Raw genomic sequence first — 16725 nt, 5'->3', positions numbered from 1 at the left:
CTCGAATTTTCTCCGCTAGTGGTGGTCGCTCACCGATTCGGCCACCCGCACCGCGAGTCGGCGGGCGGTATCGGCATCGGCGGCCTCGACCATGACCCGGACCACCTGCTCGGTTCCGGAGGGCCGCAACAGGATTCGGCCGGTGTCGCCGAGCACCGCCTCGGCCTCGGCGACCGCGGTCTGCACCGAGACCGCCTCGGCGACGGTGACCTTGTCGGCGACCTGGACATTGATCAGCACCTGGGGCAGGGTCTGCATCGGCGCGCACAGCGCGGCCAGCGAGGACTGGGTCTGCGCCATCCGCGACATCAACCGCAGCCCGGTGACGATACCGTCGCCGGTGGTGCCGAAGCTCGGCAGCACGATATGCCCGGACTGCTCACCGCCGAGTGAGAACTCACCGGCGCGTAGCTCTTCGAGGACGTAACGGTCACCGACGGCAGTGGTGCGTACCTCGATACCGGCCGCCCGCATCGCGATATGCAGCCCTAGGTTGCTCATCACCGTCGTGACCAGGGTGTTCGATGCCAGCTCACCGGCCTCCTGCATGGCCAGCGCGAGCATCACCATGATCGCGTCACCGTCGATGATCCGGCCGTCGGCGGCGACCGCCAGACAACGGTCGGCATCCCCGTCGTGTGCCAATCCCAGGTCGGCGCCGTGCGCGACGACGGCTTGCGCCACGACCTCCATGTGCGTCGACCCGCAGCCGTCATTGATGTTGAGGCCGTTCGGTTCGGCGTGCAGGGTGATGACATTGGCACCGGCGGCCCGGTAGGCCTGTGGCGCGGCAACCGAGGCGGCGCCGTGCGCGCAGTCCACCACCACGGTGAGACCGTCGAGCCTGGTGGTGACGGCCTTGGCGGCATGGCGCAGGTAGCGGTCCAGAGCGTCCTCGGCGTCGACCACCCGGCCGATACCGGCGCCCACGGGGCGCTCTCCCGGACCGGAGCTCACCAGTTCCTCGACACGGTCCTCGGTGGCATCGTCGAGCTTGTGTCCACCGGGGCCGAAGATCTTGATGCCGTTATCGGGCATCGGATTGTGCGATGCGGAGATCATGATGCCGAAATCGGCGTCATATGCGCTGGTCAGATACGCCACCGCGGGTGTGGGCAAGATGCCGACGCGCAGCGCGTCGATGCCTTCGCTGGTCAGCCCCGCGATCACCGCGGCCTCCAGCATCTCACCGCTGGCCCGGGGGTCCCGCCCGACGACGGCGACCCGGCGTCCTGCAGTGGAGACCGAGCCGAGCCGTCGCGCAGCCGCCGAACCCAGTGCGACCGCCAATTCGGCGGTCAGATCCCGATTGGCGACTCCGCGCACGCCATCGGTGCCGAACAGTCGAGCCATGACGACAAATTTCTCATAGAAGGGGGCCAAAGAGCCAACTGACAAGCCCCGTGACCGGGTCGGTATGCAATCGAGACACCACCGCCCGCGCACATGACGCGGGCGGTGGCGGCATCATGCCTGGTTATCCGGCCGGAGCCTCTTCCGGAACCGTGGTCGTGGTGGTCACCGGGGCCTCGTCGGTGGAGCCCTCGGTGGTGCCGTCCTCGACCGTCGGGTCGGTCGGCTCGACCGGCTCCTCGGAGAACGAGGTGCCCTCGGCGGTGCCGGGCTCCTCGATCACGCCTTGCTGGTCAACGCCGTTCTGACGGAAGTCGACCGCACCCAGAGCGTTGGTGCACACGCTCTGCTGCGCCCCTGCCGTGTCCACGCTCTCGGCGGTCACGGTGATCTCGGCAAGCTCGCTCTTGCAGACGTCCGAAGCGATCTGCGAGGCCGCGTCGATGGGCACATCGGTCAGCACACCTGCGGTGCCGATCGCCAGGTCCACCCGGCCATCACCCGGCTGCGCGCTCGCAACGGCGGCGCCACCGAACAGCAGCAGCGCCCCGCTCATGGCGGCGCCGGCGGTCATACGCATCACAGTGTTGTTCTTCATCCATCATCCTTTCAGTCAGTGGAAGCGGTCCGGTCCCCCTCACGAGCTGACTGACTCGCACCGACGGCAGATTCGGTCTGCCTGGACGCGCGAAAGCGCCCCCGCCTCTCCGACACCCAAGGTTCACCAAAGCGCGCCGAGATGAAACCCGGCCGCCCCGGATCCGCGCCACAGCCGCCGTCATGGCAACACCCGCGACACGCGGGTCACCAGTACCGGCGTCGTCCGTGGGCAAAGAACATCACGATTACGAAGAAAACCGCCGGGTGTGGATTGCTCCACACCCGGCGGTCGACAGACGACAGATCAGCGCTTGCTGTACTGAGGCGCCTTACGGGCCTTCTTGAGGCCGTACTTCTTGCGCTCGATGGCACGCGGGTCGCGGGTCAGGAACCCGGCCTTCTTCAGTGCCGGACGATCCTCGGGCTGCACCAGGATCAGTGCACGCGCGATGGCCAGGCGCAGCGCGCCGGCCTGCCCGGACGGGCCGCCACCATCGAGGTGTGCGTAGATGTCGAAGCTCTCGACCCGATCGACGGTCACCAGCGGAGCCTTGATCAGCTGCTGGTGCACCTTGTTCGGGAAGTAGGCCTCCAACGAACGGCCATCCAGGTTGAACTTGCCGGTGCCGGGCACCAGGCGCACCCGGACCACGGCTTCCTTGCGGCGGCCCACGGTCTGGATCGGGCGGTCGATGAAGATCGGCTCACGCGGAGCGGCCTCTTCGACGTGGCCCTCTTCAACGTGGCCCTCTTCAACGACGCCCGACTCGACGAACGTCTCTTCGACGATCTCCCCGGCGGGGGTCTCGACGACCTCTTCGGTCACTTCGGTCACTTCGGCCTCGGTCACTGCGCCACCTGCTTGATCTCGAACGGAATCGGCTGCTGCGCGGCATGCGGATGATCCGGGCCGGCGTACACCTTCAGCTTCTTCTGCACCTGACGGCTCAGCTTGTTGTGCGGCAGCATCCCGACGATGGCGTTCTCGACGACACGGGTGGGGTGCTTCTCCAGCAGCTCGCCGATGGTGCGCTTACGCAGGCCGCCGGGGTAACCCGAGTGGCGGTAAGCGAACTTGTTGGTGAGCTTGTCGCCACTGATGGCGACCTTCTCGGCGTTGATGACGATGACAAAATCGCCACCATCGACATTGGGGGTGAACGTCGGCTTGTGCTTGCCGCGCAGCAGCTTTGCTGCTTCGACGGCGAGCCGGCCGAGCACCACGTCTTGGGCGTCGATGACGTACCACGAACGCGTGGTGTCACCCGCCTTCGGCGTGTAAGTAGGCATAGTGCTTACCTTCTCTTCTCGGGTTGGGTGCCGGTCAGGCGTGCGCATCAAAATTTCTCAGCGACCGACGTTGACCTGAGAATGACGTGCCCTTGCGGGCGGTGCATGCCAACGGAGGAGCTTACCGGTCGGTGTCACCCCAGGTCAAAACGCCCAAACCCGCGCCCACGACCTACCTGACTTCAGCCGCACCGAGGCAGACCGCCGGCCGGCTGAAACCAGGTAGGTTCTGGAGCCAAATCACCTACCTGACTTCAGCCAAACCGAGGTAAACGCCTGATCGGCTGAAACCAGGTAGGTTTCACGCGGCGAGAAGTACGTCAGGCGAGTTCGTCGACCTCGGATGCGCCCAGCACCGCCGCTCGCGAGGTGTCCTTGAGATCGACCCCGGAACGCCCGAGCGCCACGGCCCCGTCGACCAGACCCACCGCGACCCGGGCGGCCTCGGCGTAACCCAGGCCGTCGGGCGGGTGGATGTTGGAGATGCAGTTGCGATCGGCATCGGTGCGCCCGGGTCGCGGCAGGTGCGTCAGGTAGATGCCCAGGCTGTCCGCCACGCTGAGCCCGGGTCGCTCGCCGACGATCACCAGCAGGGTCCGCACACCCTGCGCGGCGGCGATGTGGTCACCGAGGGCCACCCGCGCCTGGGTGGCGATGACCGGCGGGGCCAGCGTATGGCGCTCCCCCAGCTGGGCCACCAGGGCGGCCAGCAGCTTGGCACCGTGATGGCTCAGCGCCGTCGGTGACAGCCCGTCGGCCAACACGAAGCCGATATCGGCAGGTTTGGCCGGGATGTCGAGATCCTCGGCGGGCAGCCGGCCCAGGTCGGGGCGGCGCAGGTATTCGTCACGGCTGGTGGCCCGGCTGGTCGCCAGCACCGGCTCGCCGATCCCGACAGCGCGCACCGCAGCCGACAACTCGTCGGTGTCCAGCGGGATGTGGACGGCATCGCGGGCCGCGGCGTGTGCGGCGGCCAGCTCCAGCACCTGCCGGGTGGGCAGCGCGGTGCCGGCGCGGCCCAGCCCGATCCGGGCCTGGGTGGTCTTGCGCAGGTCGGCCCAGAACTCCTGGACTGCGGGGTCACTACTCACAGCGCTCCTCATGGTGCAGAGGTCAGCGCACGCAACGGTGAGTGCGTCAGATCGAACGGGGTCAACCGGCCGGCGTCGTCGACCATGCCGACACGTTTGAGCCAGGCCTCGAACTCCGGTGCCGGCCGCAGCCCCAGCGTGCGCCGGGTGGTCAGCACGTCGTGAAAGGACAGGCTCTGGTAACCGAGCATCACGTCGTCAGCGCCGGGCACCGTGATGACAAACGCCGCACCGGCCGCCGCCAGCAGCGTCAGCAGGGTGTCCATATCGTTCTGGTCGGCCTCCGCATGGTTGGTGTAGCAGACGTCGACACCCATCGGCAGGCCGAGCAGCTTGCCGCAGAAGTGATCCTCCAGGCCCGCGCGGATGATCTGCTTCCCGTCGTACAGGTACTCCGGCCCGATGAAGCCCACGACGGTGTTGACCAACAGCGGTTGCAGGTCGCGCGCGACGGCATAGGCCCGGGTCTCCAGGGTCTGCTGGTCCACCGGCTTACCGCCGACACCCAGATGCGCCCCCGAGCTGAGCGCCGAACCCTGCCCGGTCTCCAGGTACATGACGTTGTCACCGACGGTGCCGCGGTGCAGGCTCATTGCGGCGGCACGGCCCTCGCGCAGCAGCGCGATGTCCACCCCGAACGCCGAATTGGCGCCCTCGGTGCCGGCGATCGACTGGAACACCAGATCGACCGGAGCGCCGTTCTCGATCAGACCGATGGTGGTGGTGATGTGCGAGAGCACACACGACTGCACCGGGATGTCGTAGCGGGTGCGGATCGAGTCCAGCAGGCCCAGCAGGTCAGCGGTGGCTTGCGGGGAGTCGGTGGCCGGGTTGATACCGATGACCGCGTCGCCGCAGCCCAGCAGCAACCCGTCCAGGACCGCGGCGGCGATGCCACGGGGATCGTCGGTCGGATGGTTGGGCTGCAGCCGGGTGGCCAGTGTGCCGGGCAGTCCGACGGTGGTGCGGAACGACGCGGTGACGGAGCTCGCCGCCGCCACCGCGATCAGATCCTGGTTACGCATGATCTTGCTGACCGCGGCGACCATCTCCGGGGTAAGCCCCGGAGAGATCGCCGCGATCCGCTCGGCGCTGTCGTCATGTGACGACGCATCCAGCAGCCAGTCCCGCAGGCCGCCCACCGTCAGGCTCGACACGGTCGAAAACGCCTGCCGGTCATGGCTGTCCATGATCAGTCGGGTGACCTCATCGGTCTCGTAGTCGACGATGTCGGTGTTCAGGAAGGTCTGCAGCGGCAGGTCGGCGAGCACCCACGCGGCGGCCGCGCGTTCGGCGTCGTGTTCGGCGGCACACCCGGCGAGTTGGTCGCCCGAGCGCAGTGGTGTGGCCTTGGCCATCACCTCTACAAGACCGTCGAAGGCGTAGTTCACGCCCGAGACCTGCTGCCGATAGATCATCTGAGCTCGCTCTCCGCCTTCGCCAGCATGGCGAACTCCTCGTCGGGTGAATTGGCCACCAGCTTGTGCCGGCTGTAAACAGCGAAATACACCATGAACAGTGCGAACACCCCAAGACACATACCTGCCGCGACCGGGTCCACCAGGAAGGTCGCGATGACGGCGAAGAGGCCGATGACCAGGGCAAAACCGGTGGTCACCACACCGCCCGGGGTGCGGTAGGGCCGCGGCATGTCCGGTTCCCGACGGCGCAGCACGATATGGCTGATCATCATCAGCACATAGCTCAGCGCGGCCCCGAAGACCGCCATGTTCAGCAGCAACGCACCCTGGCCGATCAGCGACAGACAGAATCCGATGATGCCCGGCACGATGAGCGCCAGCGTGGGTGTCTTGCGGGAGTTGGTCACCGACAACGCCTTCGGCAGGTAGCCGGCCCTCGACAACGCGAACAACTGGCGCGAGTAGGCGTAGATGATCGAGAAGAAGCTGGCGATCAGGCCGGCCAGACCGATGTAGTTGACGACGGTGGCCGCGGTGCCGTCACCGAGCGCCTCGACCAGCGGGTTGCCCGAATCCTTCATCTCGTCCGCACCACCGGCTCCTGTTGTCAGGATCAGCACGGCGGCGCAGGTGACCAGCAGGACACCCATGCCGGCGATGATGCCGCGCGGCACGTTGCGCTCGGGGTTGGCGGTCTCCTCGGCGGCCAGCGGCACACCCTCGATGGCCAGGAAGAACCAGATGGCGAACGGGAAGGCCGCCCAGATACCCAGGTAGCCGTTGGGCAGCCAGGACGAAGCTCCCGCGGCGGTCTCGTCGACCGCCATATTGGTCAGGTTGGCGACGTCGAAGTGTCCGATCGCCGCGATCGCGAACACGATGAGCCCGACCAGGGCGATCGCGGTGATCACGAACATCACCTTCAGCGCCTCGCCGACACCGGCCAGATGGATACCGATGAACAAGGCGTACGCGGCCAGGTAGACCCACCAGCCGTCGGTGATCCCGAACAGTCCGAGCGATTCGACGTAGGCGCCGATGAAGGTGGCGATGGCCGCGGGCGCGATGGCGTATTCGATGAGAATTGCTGTGCCGGTGGCGAATCCGCCCCACGGGCCCATGGCGCGTCGGGCGAAGGTGTAGCCGCCGCCGGCCGCGGGCAGCGCCGAGGACAGTTCGGCCATACCCAGCACCAGCGCCAGGTACATGCCGGCGATGATGACGGCAGCGATCGCCAGACCGCCGAAACCGCCCTGCTCCAACCCGAAGTTCCATCCCGAGTAGTCGCCGGAAATGACATAGCTGACGCCGAGACCGGCCAACAGCAACCAGCCCGCGGTGCCCGATTTGAGCTGACGTTTCTGCAGATAGTCTGCGCTCTCGAGGTGTTCTTCGACACCGGCCACTTCAAAACTCCTTCATTGACAGTGCAATTGCGGTCGATCGACATTGATCGGGGACGCCGCCTGCGTCTCCGCATCTGCCAGCCACGGGCTGACCGGATAGCGTTCGGCTGCCACATGCATGCTGCCTAAAGGTCGGCTATCCGACCTTTGATAGGAAGTATCGCCCCATCCCGGCGTGGTGTCCAGCCCAACATGGCCTCCGGCGGGGCGGAATTCAGTCGGTGGCGAGCGTTCGCAGCGGCAGACCCGCCACCATGCGGGCGGCGTTGTGTCCCAGGGTGCGCATCAGGATGGGTGCCGCACCGGCAGTCAGCTCGAAAACCGGCTGCTCAAGCTTGGCATGGCAGACACTCACCTCACCCGCGGCACCGATGCCCACCCCGACCTGCAGCGGCGACTGTCCGGCCGCCCGGATCGCCAACTCCGCGGCCCCCGCCGGATCGGTGACGATATGCGCCTCCCGCGGGACGCCCTCTTCCTCGATACCGGCCAGCACTTCCCGCACCACCTGATCGGCGCCGCCGCTGAACACGATGATCGCCGGCCGGGCGGGCGCCCCGCCGCGCAGCCGGAACCCCCCGCCGCTCCCCTCAGCCACCGGCACCCGGTCTCACGGCGTGCGCGGCCACCAGCCCGGTGGCGACGGCATTACGCGGCCCCTCGGTGCCGCGCACATTTCCTGTACCGCAGACGATCCCGTACGGCGCCAGCGCGTCGGCGATCTGATCGGGGATCTCAAAATCGAGGGCACACCCGCCGAGCAGCACCACGAACCCGATCTGGCGCAGATCGCCGCCGGGTGCGACGGACCGCAGTGCACGCAGCGCGTTCACCACGAAGATGCGCTCCTTGGCGGTGCGGCGCACCATCGCGATGCGCTCCATCGACTGGCGGCCCGGAATCGGGTTCAGCACCGACCCTTCCAGGGTGACCACTCGGGCAAATGCCGTTGCCGGTAGCGGCTTTTCGAAGAACTGGACGGTGCCGTTCTCCAACCGGACATGGAAGAAACTCTCGGCCTTGCCGAGTGGGAACCGTTTGATGTCCTCGGCCAGTTCCAGGTTGTCCAGGCCCAGTTCGGCGTCGATGAGTTTGGTCACCAGGTCCCCCGCACCGGCCAGGTGCACGGCATCGATCGAACCGTCGGGCTCCAGCAGCGCGGCGTCGGTGGATCCCCCACCAAGATCGAGCACCACCAGCGGTTTGTCGGTGCCGGGGGTGGTCAGCGCGCCAAGCACCGCCATCTCGGCCTCCACCCCACCGACAACCACCTGGACCGATTCGGCGCCGGCGGCGCGCAGCCGGTCGGCGACGGCGGTGGCCACCGCCTGCATACCGCTCTCCCGGGTGCGCACCATGGCGGCCAGCGCCACGGCGTTCTCCAGTGCCACCTCACCGGCCACCCCGCCGCGAACCTCTTGCGGCACAAAGGTGTCGACCGCCAGCAGGTCCTTGATATGGACGTCGGCGACGGCATGGTGGGACAGTTCGGCCATGCTCTGGCGCACGTTGGCGATCATGCCGCCGGTGTTGGTGCCTGCCTCACCGTTGACATCGGCCAGCGGGCTGACCCGCTCGACGGCGGCCATGATCTCCACGGCCCCGCGCGAGACGTCGACGGTGGCGCGCCGGCTCTCGCCGTTGAGCTCCAGCGAACCCGCCGGGATGGTGCGGTCGGCGACATCGCCGGCCGGCGTGCGGACCACCACCGCGGATCGGTTACCGGTCAACGCCCGGGCCACCGGGGACACCACCCTGGTGGCGGCCGCATCGAGATCGAAGATCGTCGCCAGGCCGTAGGCGTTGGACAGGGTGCGGATCGACTGGGCGGGTCCGGCCACCTCGACCGCGGCGAGCATGTCCAGCGGTACGGCATCGATGCGCGACACCTCGTCGATCACCGGGATCACCGCATCGAGCCGGTTGACCACCAGCACCGCGTCATCGTTGGCCAGGATCGCCCCGGCGACCGCGACCCCGCGCCGGGTCGCGGCGTTGATGGCGGCGGCGACCTCGTCGAAGTCCACACCCTTGGGCACGACCACGATGATCGGTTGTGTCCCGGCAATTTCCGGCAGCGCAGCGAAGGCGACGGTTCTGCCGACACCGAGACCACGCCCGCCGGGGGTGCGCGGGTCGTGCCCGATCATCGTCGACTCGGTGATGATGGTCTCGGTGATGGTCTCCATCGCCATCCCACTGATCACCGGGGTGGCCTCGTTGAGCAGCACGATGTCCAGATCCCCGATGCCGATACCGGCCAGCCGCAAACAGCGTTCGACGACGTCGGCGACACCGTCGACATTGCGCGGGGTGCCCTTGACCCCGGTGGTGGGAGCCAGGGCCGCCCCGCAGAACTGCACCGAGCCGTCGGCGCCGACGGTCGCCGCGCTGGCCTCCGTCGTCGAGTTGCCGATGTCGACACCGACAACGTTCTTCATCGGGCGTTCTTCATCGGCGTGCCGGCCATCAGGTCGCCAGCGCCTGCTCGAACTGCGGTACCACCTCGACCGGCTTGGCTCCCTTGACGATCTGCTCGGTCTCCTTCAGGTGCAGCAGCGCCGCCTTGGCCTGCCAGCGCGGGCGGGCCATCTGGTCGTTGAGCGTCGGAACCGGTTCCGGTGACTCACCTTTGGCGTACTGCGCAGCATTCGAGCCGACCTGACGGTAGGTCTCCAGCGTCATCAGCGGGCACTGCGGGAACAGCTCCAGGCTGGACAGCCGCGGCAGGTCACGCTGGTGGATCATGGTGGTGCCGCGCGAGAGCAGGCCGATCGCGATACCGGAGCCCGACAGCTTGGCCGCGGTGTGCGCGACGACGGCGAGGTCACTGCTGTGCCGGATCCGCACGACACGGGCCGACACCTCCTGCTCCTCGATACCGGCCAGGATCTGGCGGATCACGTCGGCATGTGAGAGCCCGGTGATGGTCTGGCTGAAGAAGTCGGCGAACGCCGGCGAGACCCCGACGAGCACCTCGTCGGTGCGCTTGCCCGGTTCGGCTTGCTTCTCCTGCGCGAATGTGAGTGTTCTGTCCGACATTTCAGTCCACCTCTACTTCCGGGTTCTCCGCGCTGGTGACGTGCCGCAGGCGTTTCATCTCTTCCCACCGCGCCCCCGACGGCCGGTAACCGGTGCCCGGGCCCGCGTAGTCGTTGCGATCGTTGACCGCCGACAGCGGCTGCAGATCGCGCGTCATGATCGCCGAGGTCTGCAGCAGGTCACCCGAAACACGCTGGCGCAGAACGGTCAACAGGTTCTCGGCGATATCACCGAATCCGGTCGACTCCAGCGCCTTGACCAGGTCCAGGCCGGTGACATTACGGTCCATCACCTGCTGGGCACCCTTGAGGTCTTCGAGCACATCGCGCGGAATCAGCTCGCGGCTGCCGTGCGCGTACACCGCCGCCTCGATCTCGGCATCGGAGATCGTCGGCAACTCCAGGTACCGGAACACCGCCTGCAGTGCCTTGCCCGCGCGGTGCCGGGCGGCCAGGATGTCGACCTCCTTCACGTGCTGCAGACCACCGTCGATCTGCAGGTCACGCTGGATGGTGTTGAAGTCGTCGAAGTCCTCGGCGTCCACATTGGATCCGGCGAACATGTTGTCGTAGTTGGGCGTTGCCGAGTACCCCGAGGTGATGAAGTCGGTGCCGGGCATGAGCTGCGGCAGCAGCCGCGCGACGCGGCGCATCGGCGAATGCGAGAACGACTGGTCGTTACCGGAGGCGCACTCCAGGTCCACCGCCGAGGCGATCAGGTTCTCGGCGGCCACCGCGCGGATACCCGCGGGTACCGCACCGGGAACGCCGATACAGGAGATCGAGCCGTTCTGCAGACCCTGCACACCCGCGCCCTTGGTGACCAGGATGCAGCGGATCTCCAGGTAGAGCATCGATCGGCCCTCGGCATTACCCATCTGCACCTCCGAGCCGGTGCCCGAGGTGAACCTCATCTTGATACCGCGCGACGCATAGGCCGCGGCCAGGAACGCCTTCGAGTACGGGGTGTCGTCACCGTCGACGAACACCGACTCGGTTCCGTAGACGGAGATCGTCTCGGCGTAGGCGGTGATACCGCGCATGCCCAGTTCCAGCTCGGTGGCCTCTTCCAGCGCACACTGGGTGAGCCGGCCGCCGGTGCCGACCTGGCTGCCGATCTGCAGCGCCATGGCGACCAGCGGGGCGTAACGCACGACGCCGAGGGTGGTTTCGACCTCGGAGAATCCACGCAGCGACGCCTCGGCGGCCTCGCAGGCGACCTGCAGCGGGTTGTCCCGGGCGCTGGTGCAATGCGCCTGGTTGGCCGGTGTCCGGCGGGCCCGCATCTTCTGCATGCCCATCATGATCTCGACGATGTTCATCGTCTTGACGATCTCGAGCAGTTTGGCCGGGGTCAGACCACGGGTCACCGCGATCACCTCGTCGCGGGTGACCCGGGGGTCGACCAGCATGGCGGCGATCTCCTGAGCCGGAATCGCCATCGACGCCTCGGTGGTTTCCACCTCGATGGCGTGGTCCGCGATGAATTGGTCGAGGAAGTCGAAATCGGCACGGGCGCGGCCGTCCATCTCGACGATCACCCCGTCGACGACCTTGACGCTGGGCTCCGGGTCGAACTCGCTGTCGAGGGCGACCATGCCGACCTCGGGCCATTCCTGGACGAATCCGTCGAGGTTGACCGGGCGCGCCTCGAGCACCTTGGTGCGCTCGGACTGTCGCTTCTCGGTGGGGTTGTGCGCCGCTGCTGCAGTCATCGCCTGTCTCCTAAACGCTCTCGGCCAAAATGTCGCGACGCTCGTAGACGTCGGCGGCTTCACGGACGAGACCGGCCAGCATGTCGGCCCCGTACTGGGTTTCGAGTTCCTCGGCGATGGCGTCGAGCTCCGCCTTGGTGGATGCGTTGGGACGCAAAGCGTTATAGATCTGCAGCACCCGCTCGTCGCTGATCGCGGTCATCTCGGCCGCTCGGCGCAGGTTGGAACCCAATTGGTTACGGCCGGACTTCTCGGCGATCTGCGCCTGCAGGCGCAGCGTCTGCGGGGTGATCCGCAGATCCGAGGCCGTGACGTCGCCCGACATCACCGCCTCCATGGTGATGTCGGCAATGGGTTTTCCGTTGGGGGTGAACAGCAGATCCTGCCGGTTCAGGCTCAACGGGTAGTCCACCGTCGGATCGAGGGTCGGTTCTGTCATACACAGCTCCCAGGTGAGGGATGACCACAGGCGAGGTCACCTGACTTCGGTGTCGCGGGGTTGCCGCGGTCCAGCCATTGTGGCTCGCGTCACGTTGCAACAACGTTGCAGCGCCGGTCGCGCGGTGGCGCACCGGCCAGTGGCCGCCCCCACCGTTCGGCGAGAGCCGGACTAGCCCGTCGATCAGTTCCGGTCGCCGGTCTGCCTGTCCGGTCGTCGAGGCCCACCGAACCCGATTAACCTGCAGACATCATGAACAACAGCCCGTCATCGACCACCGGCCGACTGGCCGAGCTGTCGAGCCTGGGCGGTTATTTCGCACTCACCGTCGACGTACCCGGGCAATCACGCTCTCTGACAGAGTTTTTCACCGACACCGTGCTCGACGGCCATATCGCCGCGACCCGCGCGGCGATCGCCCGGTCCGCCGACGCCCCCCCGGACCGCATCCCGATCCGGATGGCGGCCTCGTCGTTTCAGCTGGGTGTCGCCGCCCGCCTGCTCTCACCGGTGATCGGGGCCGCCGTCTGCCTCGGCGCCGCTCCGGTGCTCGACCTCGGGTCGGTTCGCTGGGTGCCGTCCGACGGGCATGCCCCCCAGTTCGCCGTGTGCTCGCCGGCCTGGGTCGATGTGGGCGCCGCGACGGCCGCACCGTTCATCGTCGACACGGTGGTCGGAGCCCTACTCGAGCTCGGCGACCGGCTACACACGCTGGTGGGGCTCTCGTCCCAGGTCACGCTGGGCAATCTCACCTCGGCCGCCAACGGGGCGGTGACGGTGCTGGCGATGTCGCATCCGGCATACGAATCCGCAGGCCGGGCGCTCATCCGCGCACTACTGGACACCGAACCGCTCTCCGGGACAGGCGCGTTCACAGCCGCCGGCTTCCGCCGCAACAGCTGCTGCCTGTACTACCAGGGCCCGGGCGGCGGATTGTGCGGCGACTGCGTGCTGATTCCGCAGACCTCGCCGTAACCCGCCGTTGCAACGTCCGTGCAACGCTCACCGCGCTAACATTCGCCGCTCAGCAGCAGGACGGAGTTGACCATGGGCTGGCCACAGACCCGCGACGCACCGACCCAGCGGGATGGCAGCGCCGCCGAGGACGATCATTCGATCGAAACAATCAGCAGGCCAATATCTTTCATCGAAGCCGCCGCATTGCGGATGGTCTTCGTGATGACCGACGAGCTCCTCCGGCACGGGCTGATCCATGTGATGTCCACCGAGCCCGGGGTCCGGCTGGTCGGTGATCTTGCGCACGGTCCGGGCCTGGCCGATGTGCTGGCACCCATGCGGCCGCAGCTGCTGGTCGTCGGAGCCGAGGCGGGGTCGGATCTGTCGATATGGCTGTCGGCCCTGGATCCCACCCCCAAGGTGCTGGCCGTCATCGACGGCGAGGACCCCCGGGAACGTGCGCTGCCGCTGATCTGGGCCGGCGCCGACGCGGTGGTCGACCGGCGCTCGTCCTCGGCGGAGCTGCATGCTGCCGTGGCGCGAATGCTGGAGGGTCACCGCACCCTGGACGTCCGCAGCGCCGAAACCGTCATCGACGAGCTCCGCGAACAGGCCGACCCGGGGCACACCGGATCACTCACCCGGCGCGAGCGGGAGGTTCTCGACCTGCTGGTCGACGGTCTGGACAACCGTGCGATCGCCGGTGCGCTGTTCATCTCGGAGGCCACCGTGAAGTTCCACCTGCACAACATCAAGAGCAAGTTCGGGGTACACAGTCGCGCGGCACTGGTCGCCACGGTGTTGCGTGCGCGCGACCATGGCTGACGGGGTCGCCGTCCGGCTACCCGTCCGTGGCCGCGCGGTGGCCGTCGTGGGCTCTTCGGAGCGGGCCCCGACGATTGTCGGCGCCCTGCTGAACGCCGGAGCGGCGGTCACCCTGTTCGCCGACCAGCCGACCGGCTATCTGATCGACCTGGCCCAACGTGGCCTGATCACATTGCGGCCACGCGCTTTCCGGGCCGACGAACTCGGCGCAGGCACGGTGCTGTTCAACTGTGCAGAGTTGACCGCCGACGAGCGTGCCGCAGTCGATGGACACAGATTGTTCTGCATCGAACCGGACGGCCCGACGGTCCGCCCAAACACCGGATCCGGCCGGGTGATCATCGTCGGCGGCGGGCCGGGCGACCCCGGTCTGCTCACCCTCGCCGGTCGTGATGCGATCGCCCGGGCCGACGTCATCGTCACCGACCGCCTCGCCCCGGTCGGCGCGCTGGGTGAGATCGCCCCGCGGGCACGCATCATCGATGTCGCCAAGATCCCCGGTGGCCGGCGCACCGAGCAGTGCGATATCAACGCCATGCTGATCGAAAACGCCCGCGCGGGCCGCACCGTGGTGCGCCTCAAGGGTGGGGACGGTTTCGTCTTCGGCCGCGGCGGCGAGGAGATCGACGAGTGTGTGCGGGCCGGTATCGCGGTCGAGGTGATCCCAGGTGTCAGTTCGTCCATCGCCGCACCGGCATCCGCGCTGATCCCGGTCACCCATCGGGGCCTGACCCAGGGTTTCACCGTTGTCTCAGGCCATGTTCCGCCCGGTCACCCCGAGTGCACGGTCAACTATGCGGCGCTGGCACTGGCCAACACCACCATCGTGCTGATGATGGCCGTCGCCAACCTGGAGCCGATCTCACGCGCCCTGATCGAGGCCGGGATGCCGGCCGATACCCCGGCGGCGGTGATCGCCGACGGCACACTCGCCGGTCAGCAGGAGATCCGGGCCGATCTGGTCGGCATCGCCGAGGCCGCCGCGAACGCCGGGATCCGGCCGCCGGCCACCACGGTGATCGGGGCGGTAGCCGGGTTCGTACCGGGCCGGGCGATCACCCAGAAGGTGGCGCGAGCGACCGTGTCCTGACGCAGACACGCCGCCGAGGGTGACCCTTTGGGGTCGCTCGCGGCGGCGGTGCCCGGTGCCACTTATCAGGCGGGCAACACCTGCACCAGCCCGGCGGCCAGGCCCGCACCGATCAGCGGTGCCACCACAGGCACCCAGGCGTAACCCCAGTCGGCCTTCGCCTTACCCGGGATGGGCAGGATGGCGTAGGCGATCCGCGGCCCGAGATCGCGGGCCGGGTTGATGGCGTAGCCGGTCGGCCCGCCGAGACCGAAACCGATGGTGATGATGACAAACGACACCGCCGCATAACCCAGGGTCGTGTTGATCTCCGGGTTGGTCAGGATCCAGAGGATCAGCACGAAGGTGGCGATCACCTCCGTGATGATGTTCCACGGCGTGTTCTTCACCGCGGGTGAGGTGCAGAAGATGCCGCGGGTACCGGAGTTGTCGTCCATCTTGTCGAACTGCAGTTTGAACGCCGCCCAGGCCAGCGAGGCGCCGACGAAGGCACCCAGGAACTGCGCCGCCCAGTAGACCGGCACACTCGCCCACGGCACACCGCCGGACAGTGCCACCGCGAACGTCACCGCCGGGTTGATATGTGCGCCCGCCGGTGCGGCGATGCTGGCGCCGGTGAACACGGCGAACCCCCAGCCGAGCACGATGACGATCCAATCACCGCCGCCGCCATGGGAGAACGAGTTCTTCAGGACCACCGCGGCGACAGAACCGCTGCCCAGCAGACACAGCACCGCCGTGCCGAGGAACTCCCAAACGAAGATGTCGATGTTCGCCACTGATCCACCTAACTCATTCGGCAAAAGACGCTGCTGCACAGTCTTTGTGGCTGTGGGCGTTACTGCGGGACATCGGGTGGATCCCGGTTGGACACTCGCCGGAGGTGTTGGCGTGTCACGACTTTGGGTGAGTTTTTGGTCAGGTTCTACCGGCGGCGGCAAACACCTGTTGTGCCGTCTGGAATCCGATTATGATCGATACCGCGGCAGTACACCCCCGCGATTGTCAAAATTCGTTGCGGGAAAACCTATTCGAGAGGTTCGTCCATGAGTGCCATCAGCCTGTCCAGCGCAACCAAGGTCGTCAATGCGGCCATCGAGAAGGCCGGCGCGATCGGTCAGCCGATGAACATCGCGGTCGTCGACGACGGCGGTCATCTGGTGGCATTCGCCCGCATGGACGGCGCCATCAAGGCGAGCATCGACATCTCGATCAGCAAGGCGCGCACGTCAATTCTGATGAATGCCCCCACCAGCGCGTTGATGCCACTGGCGCAGCCGGGTGCCGAGCTCTACGGCCTGGAGCAGACCTGCGGCGGCCTGGTCATCTTCGGCGGCGGCATCCCGCTGGAGGTCGACGGTGTGGTTGTGGGTGCCATCGGGGTCAGCGCGGGCAGCGTCGAGCAGGATGTCTCCGTCGCCGAGGCCGGTGTCGCGGCACTCTAGCTGCGTAGGCTCGCACACGAAAACCGTTCCCGCCCCGCGGCTCTCCTTCCGC

The 16725-nt window shown here is 67.3% G+C and carries 17 protein-coding genes; 4 read left to right on the top strand and 13 right to left on the bottom strand.

Annotation, left to right across the window (positions count from 1 at the left end; genetic code table 11):
* Positions 1–15 precede the first annotated feature (15 nt).
* The 12 genes from glmM to ACLBYA_RS29485 all read right to left on the bottom strand — a co-directional run bounded on the left by glmM (position 16) and on the right by ACLBYA_RS29485 (position 12356).
* Positions 16–1353, bottom strand: a complete 1338-nt coding sequence (glmM, locus tag ACLBYA_RS29540; protein ID WP_447713036.1) for a phosphoglucosamine mutase — start codon at positions 1351–1353, stop codon at positions 16–18.
* A gap of 124 nt (positions 1354–1477) precedes the next feature.
* Positions 1478–1951: a hypothetical protein gene (locus ACLBYA_RS29535; protein WP_447713035.1), complete on the bottom strand. Its 474-nt coding sequence runs from the start codon at positions 1949–1951 to the stop codon at positions 1478–1480.
* A 306-nt stretch (positions 1952–2257) separates the two neighbouring features.
* Positions 2258–2653 carry a 30S ribosomal protein S9 gene (rpsI, locus tag ACLBYA_RS29530; protein ID WP_447713049.1) on the bottom strand — a complete coding sequence of 132 codons (396 nt, stop codon included), beginning with the start codon at positions 2651–2653 and terminating at the stop codon, positions 2258–2260.
* Positions 2654–2799: 146 nt separating this feature from the next.
* A complete protein-coding gene (rplM, locus tag ACLBYA_RS29525) occupies positions 2800–3243 on the bottom strand; it encodes a 50S ribosomal protein L13 (protein WP_447713034.1) in 444 nt (147 codons plus the stop codon).
* Positions 3244–3563: 320 nt separating this feature from the next.
* Positions 3564–4346 (bottom strand): ethanolamine ammonia-lyase subunit EutC, encoded by a 783-nt coding sequence (eutC, locus tag ACLBYA_RS29520; protein ID WP_447713033.1) that lies wholly within the window; start codon positions 4344–4346, stop codon positions 3564–3566.
* Positions 4343–5752, bottom strand: coding sequence for an ethanolamine ammonia-lyase subunit EutB (locus tag ACLBYA_RS29515; RefSeq protein ID WP_447713032.1), 1410 nt, complete (start codon positions 5750–5752; stop codon positions 4343–4345). Before ACLBYA_RS29515 ends, eutC begins: the two co-directional genes overlap by 4 nt.
* Complete coding sequence (gene eat / locus ACLBYA_RS29510; protein WP_447713031.1) at positions 5749–7161, bottom strand: ethanolamine permease; 1413 nt, start codon at positions 7159–7161, stop codon at positions 5749–5751. The genes ACLBYA_RS29515 and eat overlap by 4 nt, the downstream gene beginning before the upstream one ends.
* 214 nt (positions 7162–7375) lie before the next feature.
* Positions 7376–7759, bottom strand: coding sequence for a glycerol dehydratase reactivase beta/small subunit family protein (locus ACLBYA_RS29505; protein WP_447713030.1), 384 nt, complete (start codon positions 7757–7759; stop codon positions 7376–7378).
* The gene (locus tag ACLBYA_RS29500) at positions 7752–9602 is read right to left on the bottom strand and encodes a diol dehydratase reactivase subunit alpha (protein ID WP_447713029.1); all 1851 of its coding nucleotides are present in this window, start codon (positions 9600–9602) and stop codon (positions 7752–7754) included. Before ACLBYA_RS29500 ends, ACLBYA_RS29505 begins: the two co-directional genes overlap by 8 nt.
* Positions 9603–9630: 28 nt before the next feature.
* A complete protein-coding gene (locus ACLBYA_RS29495; protein WP_447713028.1) occupies positions 9631–10203 on the bottom strand; it encodes a propanediol/glycerol family dehydratase medium subunit in 573 nt (190 codons plus the stop codon).
* Position 10204: 1 nt separating this feature from the next.
* Positions 10205–11917 carry a propanediol/glycerol family dehydratase large subunit gene (locus tag ACLBYA_RS29490; RefSeq protein WP_447713027.1) on the bottom strand — a complete coding sequence of 571 codons (1713 nt, stop codon included), beginning with the start codon at positions 11915–11917 and terminating at the stop codon, positions 10205–10207.
* A gap of 10 nt (positions 11918–11927) precedes the next feature.
* Entirely contained in the window at positions 11928–12356 is a 429-nt protein-coding gene (locus ACLBYA_RS29485; RefSeq protein WP_447713026.1) for a diol dehydratase small subunit, read from the bottom strand.
* 252 nt (positions 12357–12608) lie between these two features.
* On the opposite strand from ACLBYA_RS29485, the gene ACLBYA_RS29480 reads away from it, so the two are divergent.
* The 3 genes from ACLBYA_RS29480 (at position 12609) to cobA (ending at position 15228) form a co-directional block, all read left to right on the top strand.
* Complete coding sequence (locus ACLBYA_RS29480; protein ID WP_447713025.1) at positions 12609–13331, top strand: (2Fe-2S)-binding protein; 723 nt, start codon at positions 12609–12611, stop codon at positions 13329–13331.
* 72 nt (positions 13332–13403) lie between these two features.
* Positions 13404–14138, top strand: coding sequence for a helix-turn-helix domain-containing protein (locus tag ACLBYA_RS29475; protein WP_447713024.1), 735 nt, complete (start codon positions 13404–13406; stop codon positions 14136–14138).
* Complete coding sequence (gene cobA / locus ACLBYA_RS29470; protein ID WP_447713023.1) at positions 14119–15228, top strand: uroporphyrinogen-III C-methyltransferase; 1110 nt, start codon at positions 14119–14121, stop codon at positions 15226–15228. The genes ACLBYA_RS29475 and cobA overlap by 20 nt, the downstream gene beginning before the upstream one ends.
* A gap of 65 nt (positions 15229–15293) precedes the next feature.
* Here cobA and ACLBYA_RS29465 read toward each other — a convergent pair whose 3' ends face one another.
* Entirely contained in the window at positions 15294–16007 is a 714-nt protein-coding gene (locus tag ACLBYA_RS29465) for an MIP/aquaporin family protein (RefSeq protein WP_447713022.1), read from the bottom strand.
* Positions 16008–16274: 267 nt separating this feature from the next.
* On the opposite strand from ACLBYA_RS29465, the gene ACLBYA_RS29460 reads away from it, so the two are divergent.
* Complete coding sequence (locus tag ACLBYA_RS29460; RefSeq protein ID WP_447713021.1) at positions 16275–16673, top strand: GlcG/HbpS family heme-binding protein; 399 nt, start codon at positions 16275–16277, stop codon at positions 16671–16673.
* The last annotated feature ends 52 nt before the right edge of the window (positions 16674–16725 follow it).

The sequence above is a fragment of the Mycobacterium sp. C31M genome, assembly GCF_053345865.1.
Note: the sequence above shows the minus strand (reverse complement) of the source record. Positions and strands in the feature narration are given on the sequence as shown.

Excerpts from the sequence above, each read along its gene's own strand:
- glmM (WP_447713036.1), bottom strand. The coding sequence starts at position 1,353 with ATGGCTCGACTGTTCGGCACCGATGGCGTGCGCGGAGTCGCCAATCGG.
- ACLBYA_RS29535 (WP_447713035.1), bottom strand. The coding sequence starts at position 1,951 with ATGAAGAACAACACTGTGATGCGTATGACCGCCGGCGCCGCCATGAGC.
- rplM (WP_447713034.1), bottom strand. The coding sequence starts at position 3,243 with ATGCCTACTTACACGCCGAAGGCGGGTGACACCACGCGTTCGTGGTAC.
- eutC (WP_447713033.1), bottom strand. The coding sequence starts at position 4,346 with ATGAGGAGCGCTGTGAGTAGTGACCCCGCAGTCCAGGAGTTCTGGGCC.
- ACLBYA_RS29515 (WP_447713032.1), bottom strand. The coding sequence starts at position 5,752 with ATGATCTATCGGCAGCAGGTCTCGGGCGTGAACTACGCCTTCGACGGT.
- ACLBYA_RS29500 (WP_447713029.1), bottom strand. The coding sequence starts at position 9,602 with ATGAAGAACGTTGTCGGTGTCGACATCGGCAACTCGACGACGGAGGCC.
- ACLBYA_RS29495 (WP_447713028.1), bottom strand. The coding sequence starts at position 10,203 with ATGTCGGACAGAACACTCACATTCGCGCAGGAGAAGCAAGCCGAACCG.
- ACLBYA_RS29490 (WP_447713027.1), bottom strand. The coding sequence starts at position 11,917 with ATGACTGCAGCAGCGGCGCACAACCCCACCGAGAAGCGACAGTCCGAG.
- ACLBYA_RS29485 (WP_447713026.1), bottom strand. The coding sequence starts at position 12,356 with ATGACAGAACCGACCCTCGATCCGACGGTGGACTACCCGTTGAGCCTG.
- ACLBYA_RS29480 (WP_447713025.1), top strand. The coding sequence starts at position 12,609 with ATGAACAACAGCCCGTCATCGACCACCGGCCGACTGGCCGAGCTGTCG.
- ACLBYA_RS29475 (WP_447713024.1), top strand. The coding sequence starts at position 13,404 with ATGGGCTGGCCACAGACCCGCGACGCACCGACCCAGCGGGATGGCAGC.
- ACLBYA_RS29460 (WP_447713021.1), top strand. The coding sequence starts at position 16,275 with ATGAGTGCCATCAGCCTGTCCAGCGCAACCAAGGTCGTCAATGCGGCC.